Source organism: Mesobacillus selenatarsenatis SF-1 (assembly GCF_000813125.1).
In the GTDB taxonomy this organism is placed as follows: domain Bacteria; phylum Bacillota; class Bacilli; order Bacillales; family Cytobacillaceae; genus Mesobacillus; species Mesobacillus selenatarsenatis.
This window is the reverse complement of record NZ_BASE01000048.1, coordinates 35,025-58,375: the sequence shown is the minus strand read 5'-3', so window position 1 is coordinate 58,375 and position 23,351 is coordinate 35,025. Positions and strand designations below refer to the sequence as shown.

At 42.9% G+C, this 23,351-nt stretch carries 25 protein-coding genes and 1 other annotated feature; of the genes, 24 read left to right on the top strand and 1 reads right to left on the bottom strand.

The genetic code is table 11. The annotated features are described in order from the left end of the window. The first annotated feature begins 498 nt into the window (after positions 1 to 498). The 8 genes from murG (at position 499) to ftsZ (ending at position 8,112) form a co-directional block, all read left to right on the top strand. Positions 499 to 1,593 (top strand): undecaprenyldiphospho-muramoylpentapeptide beta-N-acetylglucosaminyltransferase, encoded by a 1,095-nt coding sequence (gene murG / locus TY49_RS11330; RefSeq protein WP_041966025.1) that lies wholly within the window; start codon positions 499 to 501, stop codon positions 1,591 to 1,593. A gap of 61 nt (positions 1,594 to 1,654) precedes the next feature. Then, positions 1,655 to 2,563: a UDP-N-acetylmuramate dehydrogenase gene (gene murB, locus TY49_RS11325; RefSeq protein WP_041966024.1), complete on the top strand. Its 909-nt coding sequence runs from the start codon at positions 1,655 to 1,657 to the stop codon at positions 2,561 to 2,563. 264 nt (positions 2,564 to 2,827) lie between these two features. Next, positions 2,828 to 3,619, top strand: a complete 792-nt coding sequence (locus tag TY49_RS11320; RefSeq protein WP_041966023.1) for a cell division protein FtsQ/DivIB — start codon at positions 2,828 to 2,830, stop codon at positions 3,617 to 3,619. Next, positions 3,567 to 4,301, top strand: a complete 735-nt coding sequence (locus tag TY49_RS11315; RefSeq protein WP_041966022.1) for a DUF881 domain-containing protein — start codon at positions 3,567 to 3,569, stop codon at positions 4,299 to 4,301. Before TY49_RS11320 ends, TY49_RS11315 begins: the two co-directional genes overlap by 53 nt. Before the next feature lie 77 nt (positions 4,302 to 4,378). After that, a complete protein-coding gene (locus tag TY49_RS11310) occupies positions 4,379 to 5,158 on the top strand; it encodes a DUF881 domain-containing protein (RefSeq protein WP_084135453.1) in 780 nt (259 codons plus the stop codon). Continuing rightward, a complete protein-coding gene (locus TY49_RS11305; protein WP_041966021.1) occupies positions 5,158 to 5,508 on the top strand; it encodes a small basic family protein in 351 nt (116 codons plus the stop codon). Before TY49_RS11310 ends, TY49_RS11305 begins: the two co-directional genes overlap by 1 nt. A gap of 137 nt (positions 5,509 to 5,645) precedes the next feature. Continuing rightward, positions 5,646 to 6,929 carry a cell division protein FtsA gene (gene ftsA / locus TY49_RS11300; protein WP_041966020.1) on the top strand — a complete coding sequence of 428 codons (1,284 nt, stop codon included), beginning with the start codon at positions 5,646 to 5,648 and terminating at the stop codon, positions 6,927 to 6,929. A gap of 40 nt (positions 6,930 to 6,969) precedes the next feature. Further along, complete coding sequence (gene ftsZ / locus TY49_RS11295) at positions 6,970 to 8,112, top strand: cell division protein FtsZ (protein ID WP_041966019.1); 1,143 nt, start codon at positions 6,970 to 6,972, stop codon at positions 8,110 to 8,112. 576 nt (positions 8,113 to 8,688) lie between these two features. Here the strand turns inward: ftsZ and TY49_RS11290 are convergent. Then, entirely contained in the window at positions 8,689 to 8,868 is a 180-nt protein-coding gene (locus TY49_RS11290) for a hypothetical protein (protein WP_041966018.1), read from the bottom strand. 66 nt (positions 8,869 to 8,934) lie between these two features. Here TY49_RS11290 and spoIIGA point away from each other — a divergent pair, with 66 nt between their 5' ends. From spoIIGA to TY49_RS11210, 16 genes are all read left to right on the top strand, one after another. Further along, entirely contained in the window at positions 8,935 to 9,873 is a 939-nt protein-coding gene (gene spoIIGA, locus TY49_RS11285; protein WP_041966017.1) for a sigma-E processing peptidase SpoIIGA, read from the top strand. A gap of 44 nt (positions 9,874 to 9,917) precedes the next feature. Next, entirely contained in the window at positions 9,918 to 10,637 is a 720-nt protein-coding gene (gene sigE / locus TY49_RS11280; RefSeq protein WP_041966016.1) for an RNA polymerase sporulation sigma factor SigE, read from the top strand. Positions 10,638 to 10,807: 170 nt separating this feature from the next. Then, a complete protein-coding gene (gene sigG / locus TY49_RS11275; protein ID WP_023614979.1) occupies positions 10,808 to 11,587 on the top strand; it encodes an RNA polymerase sporulation sigma factor SigG in 780 nt (259 codons plus the stop codon). Positions 11,588 to 11,752: 165 nt separating this feature from the next. Next, positions 11,753 to 12,028, top strand: a complete 276-nt coding sequence (locus TY49_RS11270; RefSeq protein ID WP_041966015.1) for a YlmC/YmxH family sporulation protein — start codon at positions 11,753 to 11,755, stop codon at positions 12,026 to 12,028. Between the two features lie 66 nt (positions 12,029 to 12,094). Then, the gene (pgeF, locus tag TY49_RS11265; RefSeq protein ID WP_041966014.1) at positions 12,095 to 12,925 is read left to right on the top strand and encodes a peptidoglycan editing factor PgeF; all 831 of its coding nucleotides are present in this window, start codon (positions 12,095 to 12,097) and stop codon (positions 12,923 to 12,925) included. Next, a complete protein-coding gene (locus tag TY49_RS11260) occupies positions 12,925 to 13,611 on the top strand; it encodes a YggS family pyridoxal phosphate-dependent enzyme (RefSeq protein ID WP_041966013.1) in 687 nt (228 codons plus the stop codon). The genes pgeF and TY49_RS11260 overlap by 1 nt, the downstream gene beginning before the upstream one ends. 1 nt (position 13,612) lies before the next feature. Further along, complete coding sequence (locus TY49_RS11255) at positions 13,613 to 14,053, top strand: cell division protein SepF (RefSeq protein ID WP_041966012.1); 441 nt, start codon at positions 13,613 to 13,615, stop codon at positions 14,051 to 14,053. A 5-nt stretch (positions 14,054 to 14,058) separates the two neighbouring features. Next, positions 14,059 to 14,319, top strand: a complete 261-nt coding sequence (locus TY49_RS11250) for a YggT family protein (protein ID WP_041966011.1) — start codon at positions 14,059 to 14,061, stop codon at positions 14,317 to 14,319. 81 nt (positions 14,320 to 14,400) lie between these two features. After that, positions 14,401 to 15,174: a YlmH family RNA-binding protein gene (locus TY49_RS11245; protein WP_041966010.1), complete on the top strand. Its 774-nt coding sequence runs from the start codon at positions 14,401 to 14,403 to the stop codon at positions 15,172 to 15,174. A 91-nt stretch (positions 15,175 to 15,265) separates the two neighbouring features. Next, a complete protein-coding gene (locus TY49_RS11240; RefSeq protein WP_041966009.1) occupies positions 15,266 to 15,787 on the top strand; it encodes a DivIVA domain-containing protein in 522 nt (173 codons plus the stop codon). A gap of 49 nt (positions 15,788 to 15,836) precedes the next feature. Then, positions 15,837 to 16,078, top strand: a binding site (T-box leader). Between the two features lie 80 nt (positions 16,079 to 16,158). Continuing rightward, positions 16,159 to 18,918, top strand: a complete 2,760-nt coding sequence (ileS, locus tag TY49_RS11235) for an isoleucine--tRNA ligase (protein ID WP_041966008.1) — start codon at positions 16,159 to 16,161, stop codon at positions 18,916 to 18,918. Between the two features lie 153 nt (positions 18,919 to 19,071). Next, the gene (locus tag TY49_RS11230; RefSeq protein ID WP_041966007.1) at positions 19,072 to 19,359 is read left to right on the top strand and encodes a TraR/DksA C4-type zinc finger protein; all 288 of its coding nucleotides are present in this window, start codon (positions 19,072 to 19,074) and stop codon (positions 19,357 to 19,359) included. 377 nt (positions 19,360 to 19,736) lie between these two features. Continuing rightward, on the top strand, positions 19,737 to 20,228 hold the full coding sequence (gene lspA / locus TY49_RS11225) for a signal peptidase II (RefSeq protein ID WP_023614969.1): 492 nt from the start codon (positions 19,737 to 19,739) through the stop codon (positions 20,226 to 20,228). Further along, entirely contained in the window at positions 20,200 to 21,111 is a 912-nt protein-coding gene (locus TY49_RS11220; protein ID WP_041966006.1) for an RluA family pseudouridine synthase, read from the top strand. Before lspA ends, TY49_RS11220 begins: the two co-directional genes overlap by 29 nt. A 211-nt stretch (positions 21,112 to 21,322) precedes the next feature. After that, positions 21,323 to 21,865 (top strand): bifunctional pyr operon transcriptional regulator/uracil phosphoribosyltransferase PyrR, encoded by a 543-nt coding sequence (pyrR, locus tag TY49_RS11215; RefSeq protein WP_041966005.1) that lies wholly within the window; start codon positions 21,323 to 21,325, stop codon positions 21,863 to 21,865. Positions 21,866 to 22,009: 144 nt separating this feature from the next. Beyond that, complete coding sequence (locus TY49_RS11210) at positions 22,010 to 23,329, top strand: solute carrier family 23 protein (RefSeq protein ID WP_041966004.1); 1,320 nt, start codon at positions 22,010 to 22,012, stop codon at positions 23,327 to 23,329. Positions 23,330 to 23,351 lie beyond the last annotated feature (22 nt).

Genomic DNA, 23,351 nt, shown 5'->3' with positions numbered 1-23,351 from the left:
CCTAGAAACTTCGAAACTTCAACTCCGCCGGCAGAAGCAAAAAGCGCTTCTTTGTCGGAGTCTCCAGTTTCTGCGTTTCTGGGCAGTCGGCTATACATTTCTATTTCGGTCCTGCCAATGAAGTCAAAGAACGACTTCACTGGTCGGCCCTCCGAGCACACGATGTTCTAGACCCGCCAGCCACAGGACGTGGCGTTTTTTGGCGGGCAGCGCTTGTCGGGGCTGAACAAGGCGCTTGCGCTTTTTGTTCTTCCAAGCTATGTGAATATGAATAGGAATATACTTCTGTTCATGCTATATTACATTTAAATAACAATATCTTTAAAAACTGTTCTTAAGTTTAGAATATAGTAGAATAGGGTAAAACCGGGGAGTGCCTTTTTTATAGGCTCCTTTTCACAATTCTTATTCACATCACGCAATCCGGAAAAACCTGGTGTGTAAATGCATGCGTGATGGACGCGATTAAAAAAGAGATAAGTTGTTGAGGTGTGGAAAATGAAGATTGCAGTTAGCGGCGGCGGTACAGGTGGGCATATTTACCCTGCGCTCGCACTTATAAGGGAAATTAAAAAAAAGGATGAAAAAGTCGAGTTTCTTTACATAGGGACAGAAAAAGGGCTCGAAAGCAAGCTCGTGCCCAGGGAGAACATCCCGTTTAAATCCATACATATTACAGGGTTCAAACGAAAGATTTCATTTGAGAACGTAAAAACAATCCTGCGGTTCCTAAAAGGTGTCAGGGACAGTAAAAAAATGCTCAAGGAATTCAAGCCAGATGTGGTCATTGGCACTGGGGGCTATGTTTGCGGTCCTGTGGTCTATGCGGCTGCGAAAATGGGCATACCTACAATTGTCCATGAACAAAACAGCGTTCCAGGTTTGACGAATAAATTCCTTAGCCGTTATGTTGATAAAATCGCGATTTGCTTTGAAGAAGCTAGGGAATTCTTCCCTGAGCAAAAGGTTGTGTTGACGGGTAACCCTAGAGCATCTGAGGTACTGGGGCAAGATGGAATCAAAGGCAGATTGTCTGCCGGATTAAAGCTTAAAATTCCTACTGTGCTTATTTTTGGCGGTAGCAGGGGTGCCAGGCCAATTAATGAAGCGGTCGTTAAAAGCCTTACTGAATTAAGCGGTAAATCATATCAAGTGTTATATGTTACGGGCGATGTTCATTTTGAAGATGTCCAGAAGGAAGTTGAACTTGTCGGTAATCCGGAAAATGTCATCATCAAACCATTTATTCACAATATGCCCGAGGTGCTATCCGGTGTTGATTTAACTGTAGCAAGGGCAGGAGCGACTACCCTGGCTGAACTTACTTCATTGGGGATTCCCAGCATACTGATTCCGAGCCCATATGTAACCGACAATCATCAAGAAAAAAACGCACGAGCATTAAGCGAAAACGGAGCAGCACGGCTGCTGCATGAAAAAGATCTTACAGGGCCTAAGTTGGTCGAAAGTATTGACCACATACTGGGCAATGAAGAGAAGCTGGCACATATGAAAAAGGCGGCAAAAAAACTAGGCATACCTGACTCAGCCCAGAGACTGTACCGTCTTATGGAGGAACTGGCGAAAAAGTAGCCTATAGGCATGCAGCTGCATAAAATGGTCAAAATAGCTGTATCGTGAAAGGAAGGTAATTATGAAGGATCTAGCTAACAAACTTAGGGAATTGAACATCGGTTCTGTAAAGGAAAATGAACCGCTGGCAAACCATACATCAATGAAAATTGGCGGACCTGCTGACATACTTATTGAACCTTCATCAATAGAAAATTTAAGAAAAGCGGTTGAAGTCATTAAGGATTCTGGTGTTGAATGGACCGTGATCGGCAGAGGTTCGAATCTCCTAGTTTCAGATAAAGGCATTGAAGGTGTTGTGATTAAACTCGGTTCCGGGCTTGATGATTTGGAGATCGATGGCACTAGAGTGACAGCTGGTGGAGGTCTTTCGCTAGTCAACTTTGCGATCACCATTAGCCGAAAAGGACTTTCAGGGCTTGAATTCGCTGGCGGAATTCCTGGGTCCATTGGCGGTGCGGTTTATATGAACGCAGGGGCCCATGGTTCTGATATCTCACAAATTCTGGAGAAAGCCTATGTGCTTTTTGAAGATGGCTCTCTTGAGTGGCTCGCTAACAAAGAAATGAAATTCTCTTATCGGACATCTGTCCTCCAGAAAGAGCGGCCAGGTGTAGTCGTAGGAGCCATTTTCCAACTTCAAGAAGGCAATAAGGATGAAATTGTGGCGGATCTTCAAAAAAACAAGGATTATCGCAAAGAAACCCAGCCATATAACTTTCCAAGCTGCGGCAGTGTCTTTAGGAATCCTCTTCCCAATTATGCTGGGAATTTAATCGAAAAATCAGGTTTGAAAGGCCATCAAATTGGCGGGGCACAAATTTCGGAGCTTCATGCGAATTTCATTGTGAACAAAGGAAATGCAAAGGCTGAGGATGTACTTGGTCTGATTCAGCATGTAAAGGATACTGTCCTTGATTTACATGGTGTGAAAATGGAGACAGAGGTAGAAATTATAGGTCGGAAATAGCAGGAAAGTGGTTCAAGCTGTCAAATTCTGTGATATAATAATTCATTAGATTAGGATGCTGTCCGGATAAGAAACGGCATGACAGATTCTCATGCCGTTGGTTCTTCTCTTATTTTGTGCTGTTGTACATACTTATTGTTTTCAATTCCAGGGAAAGCTTCTGATTCTAAATTTATTATAACGATGGCTTTAACCTGCAAGATCAAGAAAAAAGGATGTTATTCTTATTGGAAAAGGGTTCAGCCGATAAAGAGGGGATTGAAAATGGACAAGAGAAAAATCGTCTCAATTGAAGATCGGATTCCAAAGTTAAAACATCAAAGACGCAAGAAAGCTAATCGAAGGCTTATCATGCTTCTGGCTTTGTTTTTTATATTAATAGCCGGTGTTATCTATTTTCAGTCATCGCTAAGCAAGGTGAAAGAGATTACTGTTTCAGGAAATCAGTCCTATTCCTACGAGCACATCGTGGAAAAAAGCGGGCTAAGCTTCGAGTCAAATGTGTGGAAAATCGGCAAAGGCGAAGTTGAAGAAAAACTGGAGAAAATCCAGGAAATCAAACAAGCTACTGTGAACGTTAAGTTTCCGAATAAGGTCGCCATTGAGCTTGAAGAATATAGCAGGCTTGCCTACATTTCAAAGGGGAAGAATTTCTACCCGGTCCTTGAAAATGGAAATATTCTTGGAGAAAAGCAGATTGAAGAAATTCCTGTCAACGCGCCAATCTTAATAGGCTTTAAAGAAGGGAAGGTCCTGGATGAAATGATCGCTTCACTGGAGAAACTGCCTGAAGTTGTCATCAATTCAATCTCTGAAATTCACTCACAGCCAGTAAAGACGGATAAATATCTTGTTAAGCTGTATATGAATGACGGTTTCGAGGTAAATGCTACTCTCAGGACTTTTTCTGAAAAAATGGCACATTATCCTTCAATTGTCAGCCAGCTTGACCCTTCTAAAAAGGGTGTCATCGATCTCGAGGTTGGCTCTTATTTTAAAGCATATGAAGCAGAGGAAGCTGAGGAAGTTGAAATTGAAAAAGAAAGTGAACAGTAATCGTGTAATTCTTTCAATCGTTTTCCTGGTACTTGGCTTTATGGTCGCTTTTTCATTCCGTGTAACACAGGATGAGGGTGAAAAAGGCCAGGGCTTGACGGACAGGCAATGGGAAAAGCATTTAACTCTGAGAAACGATTTGATAGAAGAGGAAGAAAAAAACCGTGAGCTTCAAAAAGAGTTGAATGCCAAGCAGGAAAAGGTAAGGGAAATTGAGGCCAGCCTTTCCAAAGAAGCGCAGGTTTTCTTTAACATGGCTGAGGACGCTGAGAAATACCGTATGTTCCTTGGCAAGGTAGAGGTCAGTGGTAAGGGAGTAAAAGTAACTCTGGCTGATGGAGAATACGATCCTGATGAGGAGAATATCAATAATTATCTTGTCCACGAGCATCATGTGTTCAAGGTGATCAATGAACTGTACATTTCAGGAGCAGCAGCTATTTCTGTGAACGGGCAGCGAATTTCTCACAATTCATATATATTGTGTACAGGCCCCGTCATTACTGTTGATGGCTACCAGCATCCTGCCCCATTTGAAATCACTGCTATTGGTGACCCCGAGGTTCTTTCCTCCGCTCTCAATATTACCGGTGGGGTAAAAGATCAGCTTGTGAATGACCAAATTGTTTTTTCGTTAGAAGAAAAGGAAGATATTAAAATGGATCCGATTTTGGGGAAATGATGACGATCATCGCTTTTTTTCCAGAATACGAATGCCGTACATGAAATAGGTTAACAGGCTGTTTAGAATGGGATTGAATGAAAACCTCAAGAAATGGCCTAATAGAAAGCAAGGTGAATGCATTGGGCCGACCTAAGAATCTCAGCTTCAGTATTATAGCTGCAATTATTGGATTAATGGTCGCCATTCAGTTTCAAACCGTCAGGGAACCAGAAGTCAGGGATACACGTGACACTTGGCAGCTTCGTGAGGATTTAATGAAGGAGAAGGAATTACAGTCCAAGCTGCTTCTTGAAATCAGGTCTAATGAAGAAAAAATAGCTAAGTATGAAACTGAGCGGCAGCAAAGCAAGGAAGAGGTACTGCGGGAAACCCTCGCAGAATTGAAGGATGAGGCTGGACTGACCGAGGTCACCGGACCGGGGATAACTCTCTTGATTAAACCTGCTTTCAACTTGATTGTCGAAGGTGACAATCCGCCTTCGGTTTCTCCAGATATGCTTAAAAGGCTTTTGAATGAATTGAACCTGTATGGCGCGAAGCATGTTTCCATTGATGGCGAGAGGGTCATAAATACTACCGTCATCCGGGATATAAACAGGGTGACAAAAATCAATGGCCATTCTTTAAATCGTTTTCCTATTGAAGTTCGGGTAATTACGGAAAATGGAGATTCAGCTGAAAAGTTATACAATCGTATGAAGGTTTCCACGGTAGCCGAGGATTTTTTCATCGATAATCTAGAAGTGATAGTAAACAGGCCTGAGAGCACGCTGGTTGTACCTGCATATCAAGATACAATCAGGATCAGGTACATGGAACCCGTTAAAACAGACAAAGGGGGAGGCAACGGATAATGTGGCTTCCAATCATGGGGTTGGTCATCGGTGTAATCATTGGGCTATTGACCGATATCAAAATTCCTGAAGAATACTCCAACTATTTATCAATCGCGATCCTTGCAGCCCTCGATACTTTGTTCGGAGGGATCCGCGCCCAGCTGCAAAATATTTATGATGAAAAAGTTTTTGTATCAGGATTCTTTTTTAATATAGTATTAGCAGCAAGTTTAGCTTTTCTAGGTGTCCATCTTGGTGTAGACTTGTATTTAGCAGCAGTTTTTGCCTTTGGGGTAAGGCTGTTCCAGAATATAGCCGTCATCCGGAGAATAATATTGACAAAATGGTCAACAACAAGTGAAAAGTAGAAAAAAAAATGATATTTTAAAAGGGAAATATTTAATTGTGACGAATAAAGTAATGTAATTAAAAAATGAAACGCAATTAGATAGTGGCAAGAAATTGTTGTTCAAACACTAGGAATTGTTGAAGGAGGTGCCACAGAATGAACAGCAATGATATATATGTCAGTCTTGACATCGGTACATCCAGTGTGAAGGTAATCATTGGAGAAATGGTCAATGACACTTTAAATATAATTGGTGTTGGCAATGTAAAGTCCGAAGGGTTAAGAAAGGGCTCCATTGTTGATATAGATGAAACCGTTCATTCTATTAAAAGGGCAATCGAACAAGCTGAAAGAATGATAGGTTTAAAGATTAACCAGGTGATTGTAGGTGTCACCGGCAATCATGTTTCCCTGTTGCCATGCCATGGTGTGGTTGCAGTTTCCAGCGACAATCGCGAGATCACGAATGAGGACGTAGCGAGAGTCATTGATGCTGCACAGGTGGTATCGATTCCGCCTGAGCGAGAGATAATAGACGTGATTCCAAAGCAATTTATCGTTGACGGTCTTGATGAGATCAATGATCCAAGAGGCATGATCGGTGTTAGGCTTGAAATGGAAGGAACGATCATTACCGGATCAAAGACCATCTTACATAATACTCTTCGTTGTGTTGAGCGTGCTGGACTTGAAATCGTGGATATCGGCCTACAGCCGCTTGCTGCAGGAGCATTCGCGCTTTCAAAGGATGAAAAGAATATGGGTGTCGCGATGATTGATATCGGCGGCGGTTCATCAACTGTCGCTGTTTTTGAGAACGGACACTTAAGAGGTACATCTGTCATTCCGGTTGGAGGAGACCATATCACCAAGGACTTATCAATTGGTTTGCGCACGACAACTGAAGAAGCGGATAAATTGAAATTGAAGCATGGACATGCCTTTTATGACCATGCATCCGAAGAGGAAGTATTCGAGGTTTCAATCATCGGCAGCGACCAGCAGCAGCAGTTCAATCAGCTGGAAGTAGCCGATATCATTGAGGCAAGAATGGAAGAAATCTTCTCCCTTGTCCAGGATGAATTGAAACACATGAACATAAGGGACTTGCCGGGTGGTTTTGTCCTGACAGGTGGAACAGCCAATATGCAGGGTGTTCTGGAGCTTGCCCAGGATATTTTCCAAAGCAGGGTAAGAATCGCCATTCCGGATTACATTGGCGTAAGGGAACCCCAGTACACGACAGCAGTAGGCTTAATCCAATTTGCTTATAAAAACGCAAAATTAAAAGGAAAGAAAATGGAAGCAGCTTTTAGTGATTTAGAACCGAAAGAAAAGAGAGTTCAAAAACAGCCGCATCCAAAATCGAAGCCTGAGAAACAGTCTGAAGAAAAAGTCACCTCAAGAATGAAGAAATTTCTTGGCTACTTTTTTGAATAATCAGAGCTAACAGGAATTCGGCGAATTAGGAGGATTTGTCATGTTGGAATTTGATACAAATTTAGATTCACTTGCTACTATAAAAGTTATTGGTGTTGGCGGCGGCGGAAATAATGCGGTTAACCGAATGATCGAACACGGCGTACAAGGTGTGGAATTCATCGCGGTCAACACAGACGCACAAGCATTGAACCTTTCAAAAGCTGAAATCAGAATGCAAATCGGTGCGAAACTAACGCGTGGACTAGGCGCTGGCGCTAATCCTGAGGTCGGAAAGAAAGCGGCCGAAGAAAGCAAAGAACAAATCGAGGAAGTGCTAAAAGGCGCTGACATGGTATTCGTTACTGCCGGTATGGGCGGAGGAACAGGTACTGGCGCAGCTCCAGTTATCGCTCAAATCGCCAAGGACCTTGGAGCATTAACAGTGGGTGTAGTTACACGTCCATTTACATTTGAGGGACGCAAGCGTGCTGGACAGGCTGGCGGTGGAATCTCATCGATGAAGGAAGCAGTAGATACTTTAATTGTGATTCCTAACGACCGTTTGCTTGAGATTGTTGATAAGAGCACACCGATGCTGGAAGCTTTCCGTGAAGCGGATAATGTTCTGCGCCAGGGTGTCCAGGGTATTTCAGACTTGATCGCTACACCTGGTTTGATCAACCTTGACTTTGCCGATGTCAAAACAATTATGTCCAATAAGGGTTCAGCGTTGATGGGAATTGGTGTTGCTGCGGGTGAAAACCGTGCTACTGAAGCAGCTAAAAAGGCTATTTCCTCACCGTTGCTTGAAACTTCACTTGACGGTGCTCAAGGTGTTCTTATGAATATCACTGGCGGAACGAACCTTAGCTTATACGAGGTACAAGAAGCTGCTGACATCGTCGCCACTGCTTCAGACCAGGATGTAAATATGATCTTCGGTTCTGTCATCAATGAAAGCTTAAAAGATGAAATTATCGTTACGGTGATTGCAACTGGCTTCAATGAGGAAGTCGTCCAGCCTAAGCCGACAAGACCAGGTTTTGGAGGGCAGCAAAAGCCAGGTATGGGTGCTATCAAGCGCGAACAGCCTAAACGTGAAGAAATCCAGCAGGAAGCACCAAGAAGCAATCAATCTCCGCAGGGCGATGATGCTCTTGATATCCCAACATTCCTGCGCAATCGAAACAGAAGACGCTAATTTATACTTCAGCAGGGCATAGCCGAAATGGCTATGTCCTTTTTATGTATTTTTTAGAAATCTACTAAACAACATACTTTAGGAATATATGGCTACTAAAAATACAAGCATCATTTATTCCTAAAGTTAATAATCTGAAAATTGACAAAATCCGAAGGGAAAAGTGAAAATCTCTGTTGTTTTGGTGCCAGATTATGACACACTTCATAGGCCAATGACGATATACTTTTCCGTAACGGAATGATAGAGCAAGAAGCCAATCGGTGTTCATTTGCTTCAACAGTGGTTGCTAAGCTTTGCTCGGCGCTAAGTTGTTTTTTACCATCCAAAGTAGTTTGGGCGGTTTGCCAGATTGAACCGTTAAATAGCCGTTGGCATGCTTGATCATTTCAAGCAATAGGGATGAAGCTTCTGAATCTGAGTCTGGCCCAGCACTTTCAGCGGTCAAACAAGGCGTATGCGAATTCTGTACCTGTATAAGCGTTTAGAGTTTATACACTTAGATTAGTGTCTAGCTCCAGCGCCTAGCCAGTTTTCATCACTGAGAGTGCTTCTTCGAGTATCTTGCGAGAAGCGTTAGCTTTGAGCAGCTCGAGACGTTTGTCTAGTTTCGCCTCCTAGAAACGCCGAAACTTCAACTCCGGCGGCAGAAGCAAAATGCGCTTCTTTGTCGGAGTCTCCAGTTTCTGTGTTTCTGGGCAGTCGGCTACACATTTCGTTTACGGTCCGCCCAATGAAGTCAAAGAATGACTTCACTGGTCGGTCCTCCAACGCTTGTCGGGGCTGACCAAGGCGCTTGCGCTTTTCTTAGGAGGATGAGAGGTGAAGGTCTATCTGGATGTCATCTGGGCATTGAATTTATTATTTGATACGTTCCTTCTTTACTTGACTGCCATCATCCTGAAAAGACAGGTTAAGCTATGGCGGCTATGTGTGGGAGGGGCTATAGGTTCACTGCTCATTATATTATCAATTACTCCGTTTCATGCTGCAGCGGGGCACCCAGCGGGGAAACTGTTCTTTTCGATATTGATGGTCCTGGCAGCTTTTGGTTATAAAAGATTTCGTTTTTTCTTCAAGGCACTCATGACTTTTTATGTAACGACCTTTCTGCTTGGAGGCACTTTGACAGGAGTACATTACTTTATCCAATTTGATATGAACCTGGCATCGAATGTGGCCATGAACCATATTAAAGGGTTTGGCGATCCAATCAGCTGGCTGTTTGTATTGCTGGGGTTTCCGCTCGCCTGGCATTTTTCGAAGAGAAATATTGAACAATTCGAAATGACAAAGATTCAATATGAAGCACTGGCAACAGTTGAAGTGCAGTTCATGGAGATGGATTTTAACATTAAAGGATTGATAGATAGCGGCAACCAGCTTTATGATCCTATCTCAAAAATGCCAGTCATGATTTTATCCATAGCAGATTGTTTGGATAGTGTGCCAAGTGAAATCAAAAGAATTGCTGAAAATCCGGATTGTGTTTTGTCAGGTGAAGAAAACTTTTCGCAGCAGCTGGAAAATCGAATGAGAATCATTCCATGCAAGGTAGTCGGACAAGAGCATCAGTTAATCATTGCCTTTAATCCTGACAAGATCAAGATTAATACAGACGAAGGAACTTATATTGCAGAAAAGGGGTTAATATCTTTTACTGCGCAGGAACTTTCGGCTGATGGCAGTTTTCAATGTATTATCCATCCAAAAATGATGGCAGGGATGGCAAAACAAGAGCCAACGGTGAAGGTAAGCTAATATTACTATACTCAGAAATACATAATTTAGAAGGAGGACAATCAATGAAAAATTTGCGGCTTCGGATATCCTATTACTGGTATAAATTATTAATGAAACTGGGCTTGAAAACAGATGAAATATATTATATCGGCGGTAGCGAAGCGTTGCCACCTCCTTTAACGAAAGAAGAGGAAGAAGTGCTATTGAACAAACTTCCAAATGGGGATAAAGCGGCAAGGTCGATTCTCATCGAAAGGAATTTGAGACTCGTAGTCTACATCGCGCGTAAATTCGAAAACACGGGCATTAACATTGAAGACTTAATCAGTATCGGAACAATCGGATTGATCAAGGCGGTCAATACGTTCAATCCTGAGAAGAAAATTAAGCTAGCGACCTACGCTTCCAGATGTATTGAAAATGAAATCCTGATGTATTTGCGAAGGAATAATAAACTGCGGTCGGAGGTTTCCTTTGACGAGCCTTTGAATATTGATTGGGATGGAAATGAACTGCTTTTGTCCGATGTTCTTGGAACCGATGACGATATTATCACAAAGGACCTCGAGTCCAATGTGGATAAAAAATTGCTGGTTAAAGCGCTGCAGCAGCTTTCTGATCGTGAAAAGCAAATCATGGAATTGCGTTTTGGTCTAGGCAGTGGCGAGGAAAAGACGCAAAAGGATGTAGCGGATATGCTAGGAATTTCACAATCTTATATTTCACGTCTGGAAAAAAGAATCATCAAACGTTTGCGTAAAGAATTCAATAAAATGGTATAGCAGAAAAGTTTTCTATAAAAATTTTTTTCTCTCTGATAAAAGTGATAACTTGGCGGTTTTCCTGGCTGATTCTTCCTGAATTCAGTCCAGGCTTTAGGTAAATAGTGCATATTTTTCCTTCTTGCGGAGATACTGATTTTTGACAGCAGCTCCTGTGAGGAGGGAAAAGATTGACACGAAACAAAGTTGAAATTTGCGGTGTTGATACATCAAAGCTTCCCGTTCTTAAAAACGAGGAAATGAGAAAACTGTTTAGAGAAATGCAAAGCGGTGACATCACAGCAAGAGAGAAACTTGTGAATGGGAACCTAAGGCTTGTTTTAAGTGTAATCCAGCGTTTTAACAACCGGGGCGAGTTTGTTGACGATCTATTTCAGGTCGGATGTATAGGCCTTATGAAGTCCATTGATAATTTTGATCTGGGACAAAATGTTAAGTTTTCCACCTATGCCGTCCCTATGATCATCGGTGAAATTAGACGGTATTTACGAGATAATAATCCAATCAGAGTCTCACGCTCATTAAGGGATATAGCCTATAAAGCGCTTCAGGTCCGCGAAAGGCTGATGAGTGAGGCGTCAAGGGAACCAACTGCGGAAGAAATCGCCAAGGTTCTAGAGGTACCTCACGAGGAAATTGTCTTCGCTCTTGATGCGATTCAGGATCCCGTATCCTTATTTGAACCGATCTATAATGATGGCGGAGATCCAATCTATGTGATGGACCAGCTAAGTGATGAACGGAACAAGGATACAAACTGGATTGAAGAAATCGCCTTGAAGGAAGGTATGAGACGCCTGAATGAGCGTGAAAAGTTGATTCTAAGGAAGAGATTCTTCCAGGGTAAGACACAAATGGAGGTAGCCGATGAAATCGGCATCTCACAAGCCCAGGTGTCCCGTCTTGAAAAAGCAGCCATCAAACAAATGAATAAGAATATCCAAAGCTAAGCTGCCTTTTGGGCAGCTTTTTTATTTGCTTTATATAAGGGCATTAGGAAGTAGGACAACTTCATAAAAATCAAGATCCACTGAAGTAATTCATACATCTGTTTCCCCTTCATATATTTTATATAAGGGCTAATTAATGCCAAAGCGAAATCCGGAGGGATCTATATGGTTAAGGTGACAGAATTTCAAGTTAAAGATGTCGTTAATGTTTCGGATGGAAAAAGGCTTGGTAATATAGAGGATTTTGAAATCAATTTAAATACGGGTAAAATCGAGGCTGTTGTGATTGGGAGTTCAGGCAAGGTGCTGGGATTCTTCGGAAAGGAAGATGAGGTTGTGATTCCCTGGACAAATATCCTGAAAATAGGTGAAGATGTCATTTTAGTCCGGTATAAAGACAGCGGGGGATATCTGCAACAGAAAAGTGACGGTGATGAGTAACATCGTAATACTGTTGTAATGCGGTTTGTATGTGATAAACTATACAAAAACGTGTGAGGTAAAAATATGGAGCCATTCATCTTAGAAAGCCAGGAATATTTTAAAGTTAAAGAGTGGATGAAGTGTTATCCTGGACTTGAGGTTGGGTTCACGACGAAGAATGGTGGAGTGAGCCAACAGGATTCTTTTTCGGGTTTGAATTTCGGCTTTCATGTAGGAGACGAGCAGAATGCTGTTTGTGAAAATCGTCTCCTGCTGGCCGATAAGATCGAATTTCCTCTTTCCAGCTGGGTTGGAGCGGAACAAACTCATGATATCACAATCGTCAAAATTGGAAAATCAGATCAAGGAAGAGGCTCAACGACCTATGATACTTCTTTTTCAAGAACGGATGGCTTTTTGACAGAAGAGCAAGGGATCCTGCTGACACTTTGTTATGCAGACTGTGTACCGCTTTATTTCATTGAACCGGAGACCAGGCTGATCGGGGTCGCTCACGCTGGCTGGAAAGGCACTGTTCACGGTATTGCGGCGGAGATGGTCAGCAAATTTCAGCAAAATGGCGCAAAAACAGAAAAAATTTCTGCCATTATTGGCCCATCAATATGCAAAAAATGTTATATTGTTGATGAGAGAGTCATCAACTTAGTGAAAAATATACTAGATGGTGTCGATATATTACCATATAATCAATTTAGTGAAGGTCAATATTCTCTCGATTTAAAGGAATTGAACCGTCAGATCCTGTTAAAGGCAGGGGTGGAAGACGGGAATATACATGTAACCGATTATTGCACTAGCTGCCACAGTGAGCATTTCTATTCCCATAGACGGGATAAGGGTAATGCAGGCCGAATGATGGCTTATATCGGCTGGAAGGAGGATAGCCATCCATAATGAAAGTCAGAGAAAATCTGGAGGTTATCCAGAATCAAATAGCAGATGCCTGTAACAAAGCCGGGCGTAATCCAGAAGAGATCAAGATTATTGCGGTTACTAAATATGTTTCACCAGAACGGGCACAGGAAGCCATAGATGCCGGGGTCATCCATCTTGGTGAAAACCGGGATGAAGGACTCCTTGATAAAATTGGTCAAATAGAGGACAGGCCTGTATGGCATTTTATCGGTACGCTGCAAACGAGAAAAGTGAAAAACATCATTGAGCATGTTACATATATCCATTCATTGGACAGGCTGTCACTTGCAAAGGAAATCAATAAGCGATCCGATTCAAAAGTGAGATGTCTGATCCAGGTCAATGCATCCGGCGAAGAGAGCAAGCATGGGTTAAAACCGGATGATGTCATTGGTTTTGTACAAGAACTGAAGCAGTTTTCCAATATTGAAATCAGCGGATTGATGACGATGGCCCCTTTAACAGAGGATGAGCAATTGATCAGGGATTGCTTCAGGACAATGAAAAGGCTGCAAGCAGATATACAATCGCGGAAACTTGAATTTGCACCATGTAATGAACTGTCAATGGGAATGTCTAATGACTTTCAAATAGCTGTTGAAGAAGGATCAACAATGGTGCGTATTGGCACTGCCTTGGTAGGCAATGAATCGGAGGTGCATTAATATGAGCTTAAAATCAAAAATTAAGACATTTTTTTTCCTGGAAGATGAATATGACTATAATGATGAGGAAATGCTCGAGGAAGAAGCGGAGCCTTTCAAGCCCAATAAACAGCCTGTTCAGCAAAAGCAGAATGTGGTAAGCCTGCAGAGCGTGCAAAAGTCTTCGAAAGTGATCCTGATGGAACCTAGAATGTATGCGGAAGCACAGGATATTGCTGATCATTTAAAAAATCGCCGGGCAGTCGTCGTGAACCTGCAGCGCATCGAACAGGATCAGGCAAGGCGTATCGTAGATTTCCTCAGCGGAACAGTCTATGCGATCAGCGGGGATATCCAGCGGATCGGCATGAATATCTTCTTATGTACCCCGGATAATGTGGAAGTAACAGGAAATATTTCTGAGCTGATGCAGGAGCGGGATTACCAAGAGTCGAGGTGGTAGAGTAAATGGATTTAGTAATAGGTATAATAGCACAGGTAGTCAGTCTTTATCAGTGGGCCCTGATTATTTATATTTTCATGTCATGGTTCCCTAATGCAAGAGAAACAACAATCGGACAATTTTTAGCTCGTATTTGCGAACCTTTCCTGGAGCCTTTCCGCAGGATTGTTCCATCTATCGGCATGATAGACATTTCGCCAATCGTTGCTTTCCTAGTGTTGCGTTTTGCTGTCAGCGGATTATATCAGCTGGCTGCATGGTTTTAATAGTAATTAATTCTTCTCATGCAGGGTCTGAAATAGACCCTGCATGTTTTCTATCAAGGTAATAAAAAAAGGAGTACATAAATGTCTATTTACCAGCATTTCCGTCCCGAGGAACGGGAATTTATCGATCAAGTGATTAACTGGAAAGAATATGTTGAGCAAAATTATGCTCCGAAATTGACTGACTTCCTGGATCCGAGGGAGCAGCAAATTTTATCCACTGTCATCGGCAAGCATCCTGATGTAAAATGGGAGTTGTTTGGCGGTGCGCCGGGTGTCGAGAGAAAACGGACACTTTTGTTTCCTGAGTATTTGAATGCTAAGGAAGAGGATTTCCAGGTAAGGCTCTTTGGAATAGATTATGCAAAGAAGTTTGTGAATATTGAACACCGTCAAGTTTTGGGCAGCCTGATGTCCCTCGGATTAAAGCGCGGGAAATTTGGAGATATCCTGATTGACGGGGATAACGTACAATTTTTTGCAGCTGAGGAGATCGCTGATTATATCCGCGGCCAATTAGAATCGATTGGAAGGGCATCAATTGGCTTGTCTGAGCTTCCGCTTGAAAATGCTGTAGGTATTGCTGAAGAATGGAATGAAATGACCACTACCGTATCGTCAATGCGACTGGATACCGTCATGTCCGCACTGTTCAATATCTCAAGGCAAAAATCACAGCAGATCATCCAGCATGGCCAGGTTAAGGTCAATTGGACAGGTATTGAAAATACTGCTTTTGAATGCGGTGAAGGGGATGTCATTTCCGCACGTGGTTACGGGCGTGCGAAAATTATCACAATTGAAGGGAAAACAAAAAAAGATAAATATCGAGTTATTGCCGGGAGAAAAAAATAATTATATAGTAATAGAAGAAGGATTTTTAGTTTATTTGTCGAATCATAGCTTTAAGTACATAAAGGATTATAACTTAATGGGAGGTGGCGTCATGCCTTTAACGCCGTTAGATATACACAACAAAGAATTCAATAAGGGATTTCGCGGGTATGATGAAGATGAAGTGAATGAGTTTCTTGACCAGGTGATCAAGGACTATGAACTAATTATCCGTGAAAAAAAGGAAATGGAAGAAAAGCTTAATGAAATGAATTCCAGGCTTGGCCATTTTACAAATATAGAAGAAACCTTGAATAAATCAATTATAATCGCGCAGGAAGCTGGGGAAGAGGTCCGCCGCAACGCGCAAAAGGAAGCGAAGCTGATCGTCAAGGAAGCGGAAAAGAACGCTGACAGGATCATCAACGAATCCTTATCCAAGGCACGTAAAATCGCTCTGGAAATTGAAGAATTGAAGAAGCAGTCAAAAGTATTCAGGACAAGGTTCAAGATGCTGATTGAGGCACAGCTTGATATGCTGAACACCGATGATTGGGATCATCTGCTTGAATATGAATTGGATTCAACAGAATTGAAGGCTGCTGCAAGAGAAGAAGAAGATTCACTGGCTTGACGCGAGGCCGTTATTTCGCATATAATTTCATAACAAAGTGCAATACATGACAGAAACGATGACAGGGACAGTATGGCGTTCCAGTTGCTTGCTTTTCAGCGAAATGGGGAAGGTGGAAGCCCATTGCAAGCGGATAGCCAGAAAATCACCCGATAGTTCCGAGCTGAACATCCTTTTAGGATCAGTAAGCATAGGCGTGACATTCGCGTTAAGAATGCTAAGAGGACAGGATAATGAATCCTTGTCTATTTAGGGTGGTACCGCGGGAATTATAACCTTCTCGTCCCTTTTCAGGGATGAGGAGGTTTTTTTATTTTCATCGCCGTTTACTGACATGTTGTTGCAACGGTAAAAATAGGAGGAACAATAGAATGGAGTACAAAGATACTTTGCTCATGCCGAAGACCGAGTTTCCAATGCGCGGAAATCTCCCGAACAGGGAACCTGAGATCCAGGCAAAATGGGAAGAAATGAATATTTATGAAAAGGTTCAAAAGCACACAGAAGGACGCCCGCTGTTCATCCTGCATGACGGACCTCCATACGCTAATGGAGATATCCATATGGGCCACGCACTTAATAAGATCCTCAAGGATTTTATCGTCCGTTATAAATCAATGAGCGGTTTTTGTTCGCCATATGTACCTGGCTGGGACACTCATGGCTTGCCAATCGAGCAGGCATTGACGAACAAGGGTGTAAAACGCAAGGAAATGACTGTAGCTGAGTTCAGGAAGCTATGTGAAGAGTATGCCTATGAGCAAATCAACAACCAGCGCGAACAGTTCAAACGTCTTGGTGTTCGCGGAGACTGGGAAAACCCTTATATCACTTTAAAGCCAGAATATGAAGCACAGCAAATCAAAGTATTCGGCGAAATGGCCAAAAAGGGATATATCTACAAAGGCAAAAAGCCTGTTTACTGGTCCCCGTCAAGTGAGTCTGCACTTGCTGAAGCTGAGATTGAATATCAGGATAAACGTTCTGCTTCGATCTATGTTGGCTTCCCTGTACAAGACGGAAAAGGAGTTGTTGACCAGGATGTTGAGATCATCATCTGGACAACAACTCCATGGACGATTCCTGCAAATCTTGGAATCTCCGTCCACCCTGAACTGACATACGTTGTCGTAGAAGCTGATGGAAGGAAATTCCTGGTTGCTGAAGAGCTACTAGAAGCAGTTACAAGTGAAATCGGCTGGGAAAATACTTCAACAGTTAAGAAAGTTGCAGGTAAAGAGCTGGAAGGTGTCCTTGCAAAACATCCAATATACGACCGCACTTCACTCGTCATGCTTGGCGAGCACGTGACAACCGATGCTGGTACAGGGTGTGTTCACACTGCGCCAGGACACGGGGAAGATGACTTCCATGTTGGCCAGAAGTACGGCCTTGAAGTTTTATGCCCTGTAGATGATAAGGGTGTTATGACAGCTGAAGCAGAAGGCTTTGAAGGACTATTTTATGATCAGGCTAACAAGCCAATCACAGAAAAGCTTGAAGAAGCTGGTGCTTTACTGAAGCTAAGCTTCATCACGCACTCCTACCCGCATGATTGGAGAACGAAGAAACCTGTAATCTTCCGTGCTACAGCACAATGGTTTGCCTCTATCAAAGATTTCCGCGGTGAATTGCTAAAAGCCGTAGAAGAAACTAAATGGGTCCCAGCATGGGGTGAAACAAGACTGTTTAATATGGTCCGTGATCGCGGTGACTGGTGTATTTCGCGTCAGCGTGCATGGGGGGTTCCAATCCCAGTATTCTATACTGAAAACGGGGAAGAAATCATTACGGACGAAACAATCGACCATGTCTCAAATCTTTTCCGTGAGCAAGGCTCTAATATCTGGTTTGAAAAAGAAGCTAAAGAATTGCTACCTGAAGACTTTAGCCATCCTGGCAGCCCCAATGGGAAATTCACAAAAGAAACGGACATCATGGATGTTTGGTTCGACTCTGGCTCATCACACCAGGCAGTGCTTGTAGAGCGTGATGACCTCCAGCGCCCTGCAGACCTTTATCTTGAAGGATCTGACCAATACCGCGGCTGGTTCAACTCATCATTATCAACAGCAGTTGCAGTAACAGGCAAAGCTCCTTATAAAGGTGTCCTGAGCCACGGTTTCGCACTTGATGGCGAAGGCCGCAAGATGAGTAAATCAATCGGTAACGTTGTAGTTCCTTCGAAGGTTATGAACCAGTTGGGTGCGGATATCCTGCGTCTCTGGGTTGCATCCGTAGATTATCAATCAGATGTACGTGTCTCTGACGCAATCCTGAAGCAGGTTGCTGAAGTTTACCGTAAGATCCGTAACACGTACAGATTCTTGCTTGGCAATCTTTCTGATTTCAACCCTGAAACGGATGCAGTACCATTCGAGCAGCTGCGCGAAGTTGATCAGTTTATGCTAGTGAAGCTGAACAAATTGACCAAATATGTGCGCAATGCATATGACAATTATGAGTTTGCAGGCGTCTACCATGCGGTAAACAACTTCTGTACTTTGGATCTAAGCTCATTCTATCTTGATTTTGCAAAGGATGTCCTTTATATCGAAGCTGCAGACAACGCTGAGCGCCGCGCAATTCAGACTGTATTGCATGAAAGTTTGCTCACTTTGGTTAAGCTGACTGCACCAATCCTTTCGCACACTGCAGATGAGGTTTGGGCATTCATCCCATCAGCTAAGGAAGACAGCGTCCAGCTTACAGATATGCCTGAAGCCAAGGAAATCGCAAATGCAGAAGCACTTGAAAACAAGTGGAATGCGTTCATGAAGCTTCGAGACGATGTCCTAAAGGCTCTTGAAGAAGCAAGGAATCAGAAGGTCATCGGTAAGTCACTGACTGCAAAAGTGTCCCTATACGTAAACGACAGCACAAAAGAGCTCTTGGATTCAATCTCTGAAAACTTAAGCCAGCTGTTCATTGTTTCAGGGTTCGAAGTGGCAGGAAGCTACGACCAGGCTCCTGACAACGCGATCAAGCTTGAAAATACAGCGATTGTTGTTACAAAAGCTGAAGGCGAAACATGTGAGAGATGCTGGGTTGTCACACCAGAAGTCGGCAAGGTTGAAGAACACCCAACATTATGTGAACGCTGTGCAACTGTTGTAAAAGAAAATTACTAAGCATCCACTTGAACTCCGGAATTTTATCCGGAGTTCTTTTTTTTGCCAATTATCATCCTGCTTGGGAAATCCTGCAGTACATGTAAAAAGTTTAGCTGAGTCAGCAAATTGTTACGGGAAATAATAGCTGTAAACAGGAACGGGGGCAGATATATGGAAGGTAATCTTGATTACATTTACAATGAGCTCCGCGAAACGAGAACAGAATTGTTAGCGTACCTGAATCACGGCCAGAAAGATGAGAGGATTTTGCAATACATTGTTGATGAATTAAACGATATAGAAACTGCATTGGAGAAAATGGAATTTGGTGAGTATGGGAAGTGTGAAATATCCGGAGAATATTTACCCTACGAGTTTTTGCAGAGAATTCCTACAGCTAGATCAGCGAGTGAATTGGAGCAAATAGAACAATACTGTCGTAAGCCCATCTATTCGTAAGTTTTTGGGTCTTAGAAAAAGAGGTGGCACAATAAGTAAACTAAAGCTGAGAATTGGATGAAATCTACTGGAAAAAATCATTGATAATTTCCAAGTCGCCAATAAAAATCGATTATCGCCAATAAACAGCTCAATTTCGCCAATAAAATTATATTATCGCCAATAAAAATCGAAAATCGCCAATAAAAAAATTTTTATCGCCAAATAAACCATTTTAACCAGTTCAGTTATTGTTAAAATCATGATCCTAAACCACTATTTTTAGTTAGAACATTTCTTTTAGTAGGTGTTTTTTTACTAAAACTTATAATATCTGTCGTTTTAAACTTATATGTGCTAAAATTCAAAGGTAATGAATTGATGTGGAGGTTACCTTTGTGTTTTATTACATAATTGCACTGTTTGTTATTTTGCTTGACCAGGTTACTAAATGGTTTATTGTCAAAAACATGGAACTTGGAGAGAGCATAAAGGTCATAGAGAATTTTTTGTATATTACTTCGCACCGTAACCGTGGTGCTGCATGGGGAATCCTGCAGGGACAAATGTGGTTCTTCTATGTCATTACCATTATCGTGGTAATTGGCCTTGTCGTCTATATTCAAAAAGCAGCTAAGGGCAAACTTCTGCTGGGTGTTTCGCTTGGTTTCATGCTGGGCGGGGCGATTGGGAATTTTATCGACAGGGTATACCGAAAGGAAGTTGTTGATTTCATCAACACATATATTTTCGGATACGATTTCCCTATTTTCAATATCGCGGATTCTGCGCTGGTGATCGGTGTAGGATTATTGATGATTGACATGATCAGGGAAGAGAGAGAGGCGAAAAGAAAAGCTTATGGAGAAAATGGAACACATCATCAGTGAGGAACAGGCTGGTGACAGAATAGATAAAGTAGTTTCGACACTTGATGCAGATTGGTCGAGGAGCCAGGTGCAGCAATGGATCAAGGATGGCAGCGTTCTTGTAAATGGAGCTCAAGTCAAAACAAATTATAAATGCAGCTTGAATGACAAGCTGGAAATCACCATTCCGGAGCCAGAAGTGCTAGATGTAATTGCTGAGGAAATGGACCTTGAAATTTATTATGAGGACGCAGATGTTCTTGTTGTGAACAAACCCAAAGGAATGGTCGTCCATCCAGCGCCTGGACATTTGACTGGGACGCTTGTTAACGGGCTGATGGCGCATTGCAAGGATTTATCAGGCATTAATGGCGTTCTCCGCCCGGGGATCGTCCATAGGATTGATAAGGATACATCTGGACTCTTGATGGTTGCTAAAAATGATATGGCACACGAGAGCCTGGTAAACCAGCTCGTAGCCAAAAGTGTTACTCGCAAATACAAGGCACTCGTTCATGGAATTATCCAGCATGATCATGGGACAATCGATGCTCCGCTTGGGCGCGATCAAAAAGACCGCCAGAGTATGACAGTAGTCGATAATGGCAAACATGCTGTCACACATTTTAATGTAATCGAACGTTTAAAGGACTTTACTTTTGTTGAGTGCCAGCTCGAGACAGGCAGGACGCACCAAATTCGTGTCCATATGAAATATATCGGCTATCCGCTCGCCGGAGATCCAAAATACGGTCCGAAAAAGACGCTAGATATCGGCGGACAGGCACTGCATGCTGGTCTGCTTGGATTTGAGCATCCAAGGACTGGAGAATATCTCGAGTTTGAAGCTCCTCTGCCGGAGTTTTTCGTAAAGCTTTTAAATGATTTAAGAGAAAATGATTGACAAAATTCAACATGTATTTTAAGATGACTATAGTTTAATAAGTCCTTTAAAGACAGTCCCGTGAGGCTGAGAAGGAAACGGATTTGCAGGCAGGCATATGATGTATGTTCTGATGCATGCTAACACCACACGTTTACCCTCTTGCCGATACAGACAAGAGGGTTTTTTACTGGTCCGTTTTCAATCATAGACAGAGAAGGAGTGAAAACAAATGGCTGAAAAAGCGGTTGTGCTTGACAACCAGGGAATCCGCAGGGCACTGACGAGGATTGCCCATGAAATCATCGAAAGAAACAAAGGGATCGAAGACAGCGTCATTGTCGGTATCCGTACCAGAGGAATTTATATCGCCCAAAGGTTGGCGGAAAGAATCCGTGAGATCGAAGGAGCAGATATCCCGGTTGGTGAGCTTGATATCACCCTGTATCGCGATGACTTGACGAAGAAGACGGATGACCAGGAGCCTGAGGTAAAAGGATCGGATATCCCGGTCGACATCTCGAATAAAAAGGTGATTCTGGTGGATGATGTCCTTTACACAGGCAGGACAGTCCGTGCGGCGATGGATGCATTGATTGACATCGGCCGGCCGGCGACCATCCAGCTTGCTGTGCTGGTCGACAGAGGACACAGGGAGCTGCCGATCAGGGCGGACTTTGTAGGGAAGAACATACCGACATCAAGCTCGGAAAGAATCGTCGTCGAGCTTCAGGAAGTAGATGAAGAAGAACGCGTAAGCATTTTTGAAAAATAAATAATGCCCTTTTAAATGCAGTCCAGAGAGGCTGAAAAGGGGGAACACATCGCTGATGGCTTTGTGCGGGTTTTTTAACCCTTACCCTCTTTGTATCTACTGGCAAAGAGGGTTTTTGTTTTTAAAACAGAGAGGGGAATAAATATGAACAAACCGATCCTAGATATTAAAGATGTACCATCACCATTCCAATGGTTCACACTTAGTATTCAGCACTTATTCGCCATGTTTGGCGCGACAATCCTTGTACCTTACCTGGTCGGCTTAAGTCCGGCAATCGCTTTGATTTCAAGCGGACTTGGAACGATAGCTTTCCTGATCATCACAAAATTCCAGGTTCCGGCTTACCTAGGTTCATCCTTCGCTTTCATCGCTCCTGTCATAGCAGCCAAAGCAGGCGGCGGACCTGGTGCCGCAATGATTGGAACATTCCTTGCCGGACTCGTTTATGGAGTTGTTGCTCTAATTATCAAGAAGGCAGGATACCGCTGGATCATGCGCTTGCTGCCACCGGTTGTAGTTGGCCCAGTCATCATTGTTATTGGACTTTCACTTGCAGGAACAGCGGTCAGCATGGCAATGAATGTCCCTGGAACTACTGAGTACAGCTTGATTCATTTCTCTGCGGCTTTAGTAACTCTTGCAGCGACAATCGTCTTCTCGATTTACGGAAAGGGAATGCTCAGTATGGTCCCAATCCTTGCTGGCATCATTGTGGGTTATCTTTACTCAATGGCAATAGGCATCGTAGACTTCAGCGGAGTAAAAGAAGCAGATATTTTCGAGATGCCAGACTTTATCTTCCCATTCGTTCATTACAATGTAAGTATCAGCTGGGAAATCGTCATGCTGATGGTTCCAGTAGCGGTCGTCACATTGTCGGAACATATCGGCCACCAGCTTGTTCTGAGCAAGGTTGTCGGCAGAGACTATATAAAAGAGCCAGGTCTTCACCGCTCCATCCTGGGAGACGGAATGGCGACGATGATTTCCGGTTTGATCGGCGGACCGCCAAAGACGACTTACGGCGAAAACATTGGTGTCCTTGCGATTACCCGAGTGTACAGCGTGTATGTACTGCTAGGCGCAGCCATCATCGCGACAGTATTCGGATTCATTGGTAAAATTACGGCATTGATCAGCTCAATTCCAACACCTGTCATGGGCGGCGTCTCAATCCTGTTATTCGGGATCATCGCTTCATCAGGTTTGAGAATGCTTGTGGACAGCAAAATCGACTTTGGCAACACAAGAAACCTTGTCGTCTCATCGGTCATCCTGGTTATCGGGATTGGCGGAGCATTCATTAAGCTAAATGAAAACTTTGAAATACATGGCATGGCTTTAGCTGCCTTGATTGGCGTCATCCTTAACCTTGTCCTGCCAGGACGTCCTGATATTGAAGAAGATATGTTTGAAGTGGAAGAAGAAAAAAAAACTGAGAAAAAGAACGATGTAGCATAGTACCACCTTTTAATAAAGTCCA